This is a genomic window from Pseudomonas sp. SDO52101_S400, from assembly GCF_054071635.1.
The window spans coordinates 47,603-57,546 of record NZ_JBSVWF010000041.1 but is presented as its reverse complement, the minus strand read 5'-3'; the positions used below and the strand labels follow the sequence as shown (position 1 = coordinate 57,546).

Here is a 9,944-nt window from a genome sequence, read left to right as displayed (position 1 = left end):
CGCCTTCCAGGCTTCGATGACCTGAAGCGAGCCACTGCCGAAAACTGCGTAACTCGTTGAATCTCAAGGAGTTTTCCGTTTCGACTGCGCCGGAAGTGGGGCGAATTATAGGCCTCCAGAATCTGCCGTCAAGCCCTAATTTGATTTTTCTATCAGTCGACTCAAAAAGCCCGCTTATATATAGACGCAACACCAGCGAATGCGCAGTATATTGCCCATCACTCAGTTAGTGCCCTCTACAGCCTTTACTATCGGACGATGCCGCGCAATGAACGACCAACCCCGCAGTCTTGTATCCATCCTGTTTCCGGTTGGCCTGATATTGATCGCCATGGCATCGATTCAGTCGGGCGCCTCCCTGGCCAAAAGCATGTTCCCCATCATCGGCGCCCAAGGCACAACGACGCTACGCCTGATATTCGCCAGCGTAATCATGTTGCTATTGCTGAGACCCTGGAGGGCAAAGCTGACCGCCAGATCGCTGCGCACCGTAATCGTGTACGGGATGGCGTTGGGCGGCATGAACTTCCTCTTTTATATGTCCTTGCGCACCGTGCCGCTCGGCATTGCGGTTGCTCTGGAATTCACTGGACCGCTGGCAGTCGCCATATACGCCTCCCGTCGTGCAATCGATTTCCTCTGGATTGCCCTCGCCGCCGTCGGATTGCTGCTATTGATACCAACAGGTGCAACAACAGCGGGTCTCGACCTTACCGGTGTGGCCTATGCGCTTGGCGCTGGCGTTTGCTGGGCGCTTTACATTCTCTTCGGCCAGAAGGCCGGCGCCGACAACGGTGTAACCACCGCTGCACTGGGAGTGATGATCGCAGCCCTGTTCGTCGCGCCCATCGGGATCGTCCACGCCGGTGCCGCATTGCTGACGCCGTCATTGATCCCGATAGCTATTGGTGTCGCGATTCTATCCACGGCCCTGCCCTATACCCTGGAAATGGTTGCCCTGACCCGCATGCCTGCTCGCACCTTCGGTACGCTGATGAGTATCGAACCTGCATTCGGTGCGCTATCAGGCCTTCTGTTCCTCCAGGAATACCTCTCCTTGTCACAATGGATGGCCATCCTGTGCATTATTCTGGCGTCCGTCGGTGCAACGATGACCATGGGCAACCATGCCAAGCCCGTGATTGCGGCGGATTGAAAGCGGTTGTAACGAAGGTCTGGCATTTGCCTCTCATTTAGGCCATGTTTAGCTTCGCAACTCAGTGCCAGATATGGACTTTTTCGGATAGGGATATCGGAACGCGTCAAGCGAGAGCGAATGCAGGCAGACCCGAGCGCCAGACTCGAGGCCGCCATAAGGACGGTAATGAAACGAATTTTGATACTGATCGCCGTACTCGCCATCTCGGGATGCGCGGCGACCTCCAAGGCTCAGGTAAAGCATGGCAAAAAAGGACTGCACATCAACTGTTCAGGGCTCTCTTCTTCCTGGGACAAGTGCTACGCCAGCGCCGCCAACTCCTGTGCGCCGAAGGGTTACAAAGTCATCGCCAAATCCGGGGATGCAGTGGAAGAGCCGGGTGACTATCCCTTTGGTCTCAACCCCGCCGGCTACACCAGCCGAAGCATGATCGTCATCTGCAAATAAAACGCCGCCGCTATTGTGCTCGCTGAACGGCGAGCTGGCGGCCGATCTCTTCGTGACTGGATTCCAACACCCGCTGCTGAATCTGCGGGGACGCCAACATCCGCGCCACCACCAACGCGCCGACACATTGCGACAAAATGGCCCAGGCCAGGCTGTCGCTCTCCAGAATCTGCGCCCAACTTTCCTGAAGCCGACAAATCCACAGCTCGGCCTGTTCCCGCACGGCAACATCCGACCGTGCAATCTCAGCGCCCAACGCAGGCAATGCGCAGCCCAACTCAGGTTGTTCGACATGAGCCATGCTCAGATACAGCGTCAGGCATCGCTCCAACCGTTCACGATCTTGAGCTCCTCGCCCACCCAACCGCTCCAGACTCTGGCACAACTCGCGCTCGACGATAGCCGCAAACAAAGCATCCTTGGACGAAAAGTGGCTGTAGAACGCCGCGCCACTCAGGCCGATAGCCTTCATCAAACCGTCGACGCCCATCGTTGAAAACCCGGTTTTTTTCGCAGACAACGAACTGCTCTGTAGCAGCTTTTCTTTGGTTTCCATCTTGTGACCAGCGGAGTAACGCATGCATTTGTCCTCGCAATTGACTGCCTTGACGCTGAGCGGATCCTAGCATAACGTTCGTTCACTTAACGATCGTTTACTAAATGGAGCCACCATGAATAACAAGAAGGTCGTATTGGTTGTCGGTGCAGGGGATGCCACCGGCGGCGCCATCGCCAGGCGGTTCGCCAAGGAAGGTTTCATCGCTTGCGTCACGCGACGCAGCGCCGACAAATTGCAGCCATTGGTGGAAGCCATTCAGGAAGACGGCGGCGAAGCCCACGGTTTTGCCTGCGATGCGCGCAAGGAAGAAGACGTGATCGCCTTGATCGAAGATATCGAAACCCGTCTCGGGCCGATTGAAGCTTTCGTTTTCAACATTGGTGCCAACGTGCCTTGCAGCATTCTTGAAGAAACCGCACGCAAGTATTTCAAGATCTGGGAAATGGCTTGCTTCTCAGGGTTCCTCAATGCCCGTGAAGTGGCCAAGCGCATGGTCACCCGCCAGCGCGGCACCATTCTGTTCACCGGTGCTACCGCCGGACTGCGCGGGGCCTCCGGATTTGCCGCATTCGCCGGAGCCAAGCATGGCATCCGTGCACTGGCGCAAAGCATGGCCCGGGAGCTCGGCCCGATGAACATTCACGTCGCGCACATCGTGGTCGACGGCGCCATCGACACCGACTTCATCCGCAGCAACTTCCCCGACAAGTACGCAACCAAGGATCAGGACGGTATTCTCAATCCCGAACACATCGCCGAGAACTATTGGTACCTGCACGCCCAGCCAAGGGATGCCTGGACCTTCGAGCTGGATCTGCGCCCCTGGAACGAACGCTGGTAATCCCTTCCAATAACAACAATGAGTGCAGCGACCATGAACAAAACCGTGGAGTTCTACTTCGACCTTGGCAGCCCCGCCACCTATCTGGCGTATACCCAACTGCCAGGAATCTGCGCCAAGACCGGCAGCCAGCTGATCTATATCCCGATGTTGCTGGGCGGTGTGTTCAAAGCCACCGGCAATGCTTCACCGGCGATGATCCCGGCCAAGGGCCGCTACATGTTTCAGGATCTCGACCGCTACGCCAAACGCTACGGCGTGCCCCTTAAATTCAATCCGCATTTCCCGATCAACACCCTGATGTTGATGCGGGCGGTGACCGGCATTCAATTGCGACACCCGGAGCGCTTCCTTGCCTTCATCGACTGCCTGTTCAAAGCGCTGTGGGTGGAAGGTCGCAGCCTCGATGAACCAGCAACGGTTGCCACGGTACTGACAGAGCATGGCTTCAATCCTGAGCACGTACTGGCATTGACCAATGATGAAACGGTCAAGGCCGCCCTCAAGGACAACACCGAGACAGCCGTGAAGCGTGGCGTCTTCGGTGCGCCGAGCATGTTCATCGGCAACCAGTTGTTCTTCGGTCAGGATCGGCTCGACTTCGTTGAAGAGGCCCTGCGCTAGATCTCGACCACCAGACGTCCCTGAGCTGCTTTCGATGAAAGCAGTTCATGGGCCTCACCGGCTGACTCAAGCGTGAACCGACGTGCATCGAGCAACGGCTTCACCTCCCCGGCCTCGATCAACAAGGCAGCCTGGCGCAGGATCTCGCCATGGTGCTCGCCACCCTTTCCAGTCAGCAGCGGCAACAAGGTAAATACGCCGGAGTAGGTCGCACCCCGGAAGGACAGCGGCGCCAGACTATGCTGCCCCCAGCCCAGGCAACTCAAGACATGGCCGTGGTAGATCCGCGCAGCCTTGAACGACGCATCCAGCGTTTCACCGCCTACCGTGTCATAAACGATGTCGAACCCCTCCCCCGCCGTGTACTCGCGGACATAGTCTTCGACCGACATTTCACGGTAATCAATGAACGTCGCACCATAACCCTCAATTATTCCGCGTTGCCCCGCAGAGCCCGTCGCAAAAACTTCGGCACCAACCGCGCGGGCAATTTGCACCGCCACATGCCCGACGCCACCCGCTCCACCGTGAATCAATACCTTTTGCCCGGCACTCATCCGTGCCCGATCAACCAACCCTTCCCACGCCGTAATCAACACCAGCGGCAAACCTGCGGCCTCGCGCATGCTCAGGTTGGCCGGCTTATGTGCCAAAAGACGCGCATCAACCACCGCAAATTCGGCCAGCGAACCCTGCGCGCCTCCAATGCCGGTTGCCAACGCATAAATTTCATCACCCGGCGCCCAGCCCTGCACGCCCTCACCTACCGCTTCGATGACCCCCGCCAGATCCAGCCCCAACACCGCCGGCAAAGGCTGTCGGGCATGGGCGGCCTGCCCTGCACGGATTTTAAGATCCAGCGGATTCACGCCGCTGGCCTTGATCCGCACCAATACCTGTCCGGCGCCCGCCACGGGGCGTTCAAGGGAAACCAAGCGTAGCGGACCGTTAGCGGTCTCCACCATCAGCGCGCGCATGTGCATTGAGTCAGTCATTTCGGTCGTTCCTGTGGGAGAAAGTGAAACCATGTTCTCTCAACGGACTCATGCCGATAAGAAGCCGAATGATTATAGTGATCATGCCAAACCGGCATGGATGAGGCGCTCCGTGGACAAGCTCAACGCAATGGCAATCTTCGTCCGGGTGGTCGAGCGCGGCAGTTTTTCCGCCGTGGCCCGGGAGCTGCAGACCACCCAACCCACCATCAGCAAAGTTCTGCGCGCCCTTGAAACCCAACTGGGCGGCAGGCTGATTGCCCGCAGCACGCGCAAGTTGTCGCTGACCGATGAAGGCCAGCGGTACTACAACGAATGCCGAAATATCCTCGCGGCCGTGGACGCTGCCGAACACAGTTTCCAGTCCGGCAGGGAAACGGTCGCCGGCCCCCTGCGGATCGGCTCATCAGTGAGCTTCGGCCGGCTACAGATTGCCTCGCGCCTGCCCGGTTTTCTTGAGCGCTACCCGCAAGTGCAGATTGACCTGCATCTGAACGACCAGAACCTGGATCTGGTCAGCGAAGGTCTGGATGTCAGCCTGCGCATAGGCGAGTTGAACGACAGCGGCATGATCGCCCGCCGAATCGGCACCACCCACCGCGTCACCGTTGCAGCACCTGCCTATCTGCAATGCCATGAACATCCGCAATCGCCACAGGATTTGGCGCAGCACAACTGCCTGCAATTCAACCTGCTCGAATCGCAGAACCTGTGGACTTACGAAAAGGATGGCCAACGTCACGAGGTGCGTATCAAAGGCAATGCCCAGAGCAACAACTCCGAGGCGATCCGCGAAATGGTCTTGGGAGGGTTGGGGATTTCGCTGTCGCCGATCTGGCTGTTCAGCGAGGATTTGAAGTCCGGCAGGGTGGTCGCCCTGTTGCAGGACTATCAGACCCGATCACTGCCGATACACGCCGTGTCCCCGGCGAACCGTCGCCAGTCCGCCAGGGTCAACGCGTTTGTCGAGTACATGACTCAGGCGCTGGCAGCAGCGCCCGAGCTTCAGCCTTTTAAATAGCGGCAGTACGCGTTTTCAGCCATTCCAGTGCCGCGCCATCAAGCAACGGGCTCAAACGCTCGCGCACCTCGGCGTGATAGGCATTGAACCACTGCTTCTCTTCCTGCGTGAGCAAGGACGGTTCCAGGCAGCGAGTGTCGATCGGGCACAGGGTCAGGGTTTCGAACTTGAGGAACTCGCCGAACTCGCTGCTTCCCGCCAGGACGTTCATCGCCAGGTTCTCGATGCGCACACCCCAGCGGCCCGGACGATAAGTGCCCGGCTCGATGGAAGTGATCATCCCCGGCTGCATGGCGGTTTGTGGTGCTGGCGCAGCCTGATAGGCGATCACCTGCGGACCTTCGTGCACATTGAGGAAATACCCCACGCCGTGACCGGTGCCATGGCCGTAATCCACGTTTTCGGCCCAGATCGGCGCACGGGCAATCGCATCCAGCAGCGGCGACAGAATGCCTTTCGGGAAATGCGCGCGGGACAACGCAATCACGCCTTTCAACACTCGGGTGCAGTCACGTTTCTGCTCTTCGCTCGGCGTACCGACGGCCACCATGCGCGTGATATCGGTGGTACCGCCCAGGTATTGGCCACCGGAGTCGATCAGCAGCAAGCCGTCCCCCTCGATCACCGCGTGTTCTTCCGGAGTGGCGTGGTAGTGCGGCATCGCGCCGTTGGCGTTGTAGGCGGCAATGGTGTTGAAACTCAGCGACACATAATCCGGGCGACGCTCACGGGCCGCCGTGAGCTTCTCGTCAATGGTCAGCTCGGTAATGCGCTCACGACCCCAGGCCGACTCCAGCCAGGTGAAAAACTCGCACAGCGCGGCGCCGTCCTGCTCCATCGCCTGGCGGATGTGCTCGGCATCCGCCGGGCTTTTTTGTGATTTGGCCAACGTAGTCGGATTCAAACCTTCGACCAGTTTCACGCCACTGTCGAGGTTGCCCAGCAGACCGCTGGTTACCCGCGCCGGGTCCACCAACAGGCTCGCGCCGTTCGGGATCGCAGCCAGGGCATCAGCAACCTCGCTGTAGTCACGCAGGGTTACGCCGTCCTTTTCCAGCACCGCGCGCAGCTGCGCGTCGACCTTGCTCAACGCCACAAACAGCGTGGCCTGTTGCTGACCGATCAAGGCAAAAGAAACGAATACCGGGTTGAACGACACATCGCCGCCACGCAGGTTGAACAGCCAGGCGATGTCGTCGAGGGTGGCGATGAAGTGCCAATCGGCGCCGCGTTCCTGCAGGGTTTCACGCAGCTGGGCGAGCTTCTCGCCACGGCTGACGGTCGCCTGCGGCGGCAAATGTTGATAGATCGGCGCATTTGGCAGGCTCGGACGGTCGCTCCAGACTTCGCTCAACAGGTCGAGGTCGGTACGCAGGCTGGCGCCACGTGCTTCGAGCTTGCTGCCCAGGGTCCGCGCGGACGCCACGGCCATTACCGCGCCATCGACCGCGACCACACCACCTTCCGGCGTTTGCTCGGCGAGCCAGTCCAGCGGGCTCGGCTGGCCCGGTTGCAACTTGACCAGCTCGATGCCGCTGCCCTTGAGTTCCTTGGTCGCTTGTTCCCAGTAACGACTGTCAGCCCAGACCCCGGCGAAATCGGGGGTGACAATCAATGTCCCCACCGAGCCATGGAAACCCGACAACCATTGCCGCCCCTGCCAGTAACCCGGCAGGTATTCCGACAGGTGTGGGTCGGCGGACGGCACCAGCAGTGCGTGGATGCCTTCGCGACGCATCAGTTCGCGGGTGTGCGCCAGGCGCTGGGGAACCGTTCCTTCGGTCAAAGTCTGGGTACTCATCGTGTCTCCTGCCAATCACTTCATCGTTATTGTTCGGTGCCGTTCGAAGCCGGCTCGTTAAAGCCCTGTCGCCCAGAATGCCGGAGCACTGGCGCAGGCGGTCTTGATCAGATCTACAGCCTTGTCGATGTCCTCGGCAGTGGTGAAACGGCCGAGGCTCAGGCGAATCGTACGCCCAGCCAGGTGGGCGTCGTGACCCAGTGCCAGCAAAACGTGGGACGGTGTGTTGCTGGCGGAGTTGCAGGCCGAAGTCGCAGAAAACGCGATCGAATGGCTCAGCGCCGCCGGGTTGAACTCACCTTCGCTGAACGTCAGGCTCAAGGTATGCGGGATGCGCTGGGCGGCGCTGCCGTTAAGGCGCACGCCGGGCAGGCTCAACAGTTGTTCGAGCAGGCGCTCGCGCAACGCGACGATGGTCTTTTTCTCGTCATCGAACGCTTCAGCGGCCAGGGCAAAGGCCGAGCCCATGGCGGCAATCTGGTGAGTCGCCAGCGTACCGGAACGCAAGCCGCCCTCATGGCCGCCACCGTGAATCTGCGCCTGCAAACGCTGCTGCGCACGCGGGCCGACGTACAGCGCACCGATGCCTTTGGGGCCATAGAGTTTGTGCGCCGAAAACGACATAAGATCCACCGGCCATTGCACCAGATCGATCGCGACCTTGCCGGCGCCTTGCGCCGCATCGACATGGAACAACGCACCGCGTCCCCGCACCACTTCGCCGATGGCCGGGATGTCGTTGACGGTGCCAAGTTCATTGTTGACCAGCATCAGCGACACCAGAAAGGTGTCGTCGCACATCGCTTCGCTGACCGCTTGCGGGGTGATCAGGCCGTCGGCGTCCGGCACCAGATAGGTCACGGCGACACCGGCGTCCTGCAATTGCCGGGCAGTGTCGAGGATGGCCTTATGTTCGATCTGACTGGTGATGATGTGGCCGCCGGACACGCCACGTGCCTGGGCCACGCCTTTGAGAGCAAGGTTGTTGGATTCGGTCGCACCGGAAGTCCAGACAATCTGTTGCGCCTGGGCGCCGACCAGTTCGGCCACCTGTCGGCGGGCGTTCTCGACCGTTTGCCGGGCCTGCTGGCCGAAGGCGTGAGAACTGGAGGCCGGGTTGCCGAAGTTACCGTTAAAACCCAGACACTCGATCATCACCTGGATGACCCGCTCGTCCACCGGAGTGGTGGCGGCGTAATCGAAATACAGCGGACGTGTGTTCATAAAAAGACTCGCAGAGCGTGTTCCGGGATCAGGAAGCTCGTGTCTACAAACGGCGCGACGCAGCCTTGTGAGCTGCGTCCGGGTTCGAGAGCGTCATCAATACCTGATCGGATGCCGTTAAAGAAGAACAACTTCATTTAAAAGTGCGTAGGAACGCTCCTGAACGCGACTTTAACAGGCATCGGGCCGGCGGTTGTAGCACTGCGTCAGCTAAAGCTTTCAAGGAGCAACGGATACAGCGAAATCACCAGCAGCGCCGCCATGCCCCAGTTGAACACCCGCAACCAGCGGCGATCCTTGAGCACGTTGCGCAGCAGGGTCCCGCACGCCGCCCAGACGCCGACGCTCGGCAGGTTGATGATGGCGAACACCGCGGCAATCACGATCACGTTGGTGAAATAACCCTGCATCGGCGTGTAGGTGCTGATGGCGCCAATCGCCATGATCCACGCCTTGGGATTGACCCACTGGAAGGCAGCCGCGCCGAGATAACTGATGGGTTTCGCCTCGCCTGACTCACTTTCGCCGACCGGGCCGGAGTGAGCGATTTTCCATGCCAGGTACAGCAAGTACGCCGCGCCGACGTAACGCAGAACCGTATAAAGAAGTGGATAAGTCTGGAACACCGCCCCCAGCCCGAAACCCACTGCCACCACCAGCACAAAAAAGCCGCAAGTAATGCCGAGCATATGGGGAATGGTGCGGTTAAAGCCGAAATTCACGCCCGATGCCAGCAACATGGTGTTGTTCGGACCCGGTGTGATCGAGGTGACAAGGGCAAACAGGGCAAAGCCCAGCAACAGGTCGAGCGAGAGAGTCATGGCAGGCAGTCCGTCAGGGTCATTCAGGTGTTGACCCTATCCCACGGCGTCGCGCAAACCCACGGACAGTTAGGTAAAACTTCGAGCAGTACAGTTACGGATCAGCTAGGACGACCGTGCAGCTGTACGGCCCGCTCCGCGCTCATTTCACCCTTGTTATCAAACCCGAAAGTCTTCTGTGGCTGGCCGAGCAATTCGGCTTTTTTCACCTGATATTCCTCGAACGACAAGCCGCGACGGTTCAGGCTTTCGAGGGCCAGTTCGCGAGTTTCTTCCGCCGTGTAGGGGCGAAGTTCCGGGGAAACATGGCTCGCGCAACCGGCGAGAACGGAGACAGCGAGCATCAGGGAAACAGTCAGTAAACGATTCATGGGAGCGTCCTGGCGAGCAATGTGGGTCGATGGAGAAAGGCTACGCCCGGGCTCGTCGTGGCAGAAATCAACGCTCTCAAT

The 9,944-nt window shown here is 59.5% G+C and carries 11 protein-coding genes; 5 read left to right on the top strand and 6 right to left on the bottom strand.

Translation table 11 applies throughout. From position 1 onward, the window contains the following. Nucleotides 1-268 precede the first annotated feature (268 nt). Together rhtA and ACW9HX_RS20100 are read left to right on the top strand one after the other, a co-directional pair. Complete coding sequence (gene rhtA / locus ACW9HX_RS20105; RefSeq protein WP_457381953.1) at nucleotides 269-1,156, top strand: threonine/homoserine exporter RhtA; 888 nt, start codon at nucleotides 269-271, stop codon at nucleotides 1,154-1,156. Nucleotides 1,157-1,324: 168 nt separating this feature from the next. Further along, nucleotides 1,325-1,606: a hypothetical protein gene (locus ACW9HX_RS20100; RefSeq protein ID WP_457381952.1), complete on the top strand. Its 282-nt coding sequence runs from the start codon at nucleotides 1,325-1,327 to the stop codon at nucleotides 1,604-1,606. 10 nt (nucleotides 1,607-1,616) lie between these two features. Here the strand turns inward: ACW9HX_RS20100 and ACW9HX_RS20095 are convergent, their stop codons facing one another. Then, the gene (locus ACW9HX_RS20095; protein ID WP_457381951.1) at nucleotides 1,617-2,186 is read right to left on the bottom strand and encodes a TetR/AcrR family transcriptional regulator; all 570 of its coding nucleotides are present in this window, start codon (nucleotides 2,184-2,186) and stop codon (nucleotides 1,617-1,619) included. A gap of 91 nt (nucleotides 2,187-2,277) precedes the next feature. On the opposite strand from ACW9HX_RS20095, the gene ACW9HX_RS20090 reads away from it, so the two are divergent. Together ACW9HX_RS20090 and ACW9HX_RS20085 are read left to right on the top strand one after the other, a co-directional pair. Continuing rightward, nucleotides 2,278-3,006, top strand: a complete 729-nt coding sequence (locus ACW9HX_RS20090; protein WP_457381950.1) for an SDR family oxidoreductase — start codon at nucleotides 2,278-2,280, stop codon at nucleotides 3,004-3,006. 33 nt (nucleotides 3,007-3,039) lie between these two features. After that, complete coding sequence (locus ACW9HX_RS20085; RefSeq protein ID WP_457381949.1) at nucleotides 3,040-3,630, top strand: 2-hydroxychromene-2-carboxylate isomerase; 591 nt, start codon at nucleotides 3,040-3,042, stop codon at nucleotides 3,628-3,630. Here ACW9HX_RS20085 and ACW9HX_RS20080 read toward each other — a convergent pair. Further along, the gene (locus tag ACW9HX_RS20080) at nucleotides 3,627-4,625 is read right to left on the bottom strand and encodes a zinc-dependent alcohol dehydrogenase family protein (protein ID WP_457381948.1); all 999 of its coding nucleotides are present in this window, start codon (nucleotides 4,623-4,625) and stop codon (nucleotides 3,627-3,629) included. The two genes, ACW9HX_RS20085 and ACW9HX_RS20080, sit on opposite strands and share 4 nt — an antisense overlap. 112 nt (nucleotides 4,626-4,737) lie before the next feature. Here ACW9HX_RS20080 and ACW9HX_RS20075 point away from each other — a divergent pair, with 112 nt between their 5' ends. Continuing rightward, nucleotides 4,738-5,646, top strand: coding sequence for a LysR family transcriptional regulator (locus ACW9HX_RS20075; RefSeq protein WP_457381947.1), 909 nt, complete (start codon nucleotides 4,738-4,740; stop codon nucleotides 5,644-5,646). On the opposite strand, the gene ACW9HX_RS20070 is transcribed toward ACW9HX_RS20075, so the two are convergent. From ACW9HX_RS20070 to ACW9HX_RS20055, 4 genes are all read right to left on the bottom strand, one after another. Further along, nucleotides 5,639-7,447: an aminopeptidase P family protein gene (locus ACW9HX_RS20070; protein WP_457381946.1), complete on the bottom strand. Its 1,809-nt coding sequence runs from the start codon at nucleotides 7,445-7,447 to the stop codon at nucleotides 5,639-5,641. The two genes, ACW9HX_RS20075 and ACW9HX_RS20070, sit on opposite strands and share 8 nt — an antisense overlap. A 57-nt stretch (nucleotides 7,448-7,504) precedes the next feature. After that, nucleotides 7,505-8,671, bottom strand: a complete 1,167-nt coding sequence (locus tag ACW9HX_RS20065) for an aminotransferase class V-fold PLP-dependent enzyme (RefSeq protein ID WP_457381945.1) — start codon at nucleotides 8,669-8,671, stop codon at nucleotides 7,505-7,507. 206 nt (nucleotides 8,672-8,877) lie between these two features. Beyond that, nucleotides 8,878-9,492 carry a LysE family translocator gene (locus tag ACW9HX_RS20060; protein ID WP_085710685.1) on the bottom strand — a complete coding sequence of 205 codons (615 nt, stop codon included), beginning with the start codon at nucleotides 9,490-9,492 and terminating at the stop codon, nucleotides 8,878-8,880. Between the two features lie 101 nt (nucleotides 9,493-9,593). Beyond that, nucleotides 9,594-9,863, bottom strand: a complete 270-nt coding sequence (locus ACW9HX_RS20055) for a hypothetical protein (RefSeq protein WP_457381944.1) — start codon at nucleotides 9,861-9,863, stop codon at nucleotides 9,594-9,596. Nucleotides 9,864-9,944 lie beyond the last annotated feature (81 nt).

Bases quoted from the DNA above. Each gene is read 5' to 3' on its own strand.
- rhtA (WP_457381953.1), top strand. From the start codon at position 269: ATGAACGACCAACCCCGCAGTCTTGTATCCATCCTGTTTCCGGTTGGC.
- ACW9HX_RS20100 (WP_457381952.1), top strand. From the start codon at position 1,325: ATGAAACGAATTTTGATACTGATCGCCGTACTCGCCATCTCGGGATGC.
- ACW9HX_RS20095 (WP_457381951.1), bottom strand. From the start codon at position 2,186: ATGCGTTACTCCGCTGGTCACAAGATGGAAACCAAAGAAAAGCTGCTA.
- ACW9HX_RS20090 (WP_457381950.1), top strand. From the start codon at position 2,278: ATGAATAACAAGAAGGTCGTATTGGTTGTCGGTGCAGGGGATGCCACC.
- ACW9HX_RS20085 (WP_457381949.1), top strand. From the start codon at position 3,040: ATGAACAAAACCGTGGAGTTCTACTTCGACCTTGGCAGCCCCGCCACC.
- ACW9HX_RS20080 (WP_457381948.1), bottom strand. From the start codon at position 4,625: ATGACTGACTCAATGCACATGCGCGCGCTGATGGTGGAGACCGCTAAC.
- ACW9HX_RS20070 (WP_457381946.1), bottom strand. From the start codon at position 7,447: ATGAGTACCCAGACTTTGACCGAAGGAACGGTTCCCCAGCGCCTGGCG.
- ACW9HX_RS20065 (WP_457381945.1), bottom strand. From the start codon at position 8,671: ATGAACACACGTCCGCTGTATTTCGATTACGCCGCCACCACTCCGGTG.
- ACW9HX_RS20060 (WP_085710685.1), bottom strand. From the start codon at position 9,492: ATGACTCTCTCGCTCGACCTGTTGCTGGGCTTTGCCCTGTTTGCCCTT.
- ACW9HX_RS20055 (WP_457381944.1), bottom strand. From the start codon at position 9,863: ATGAATCGTTTACTGACTGTTTCCCTGATGCTCGCTGTCTCCGTTCTC.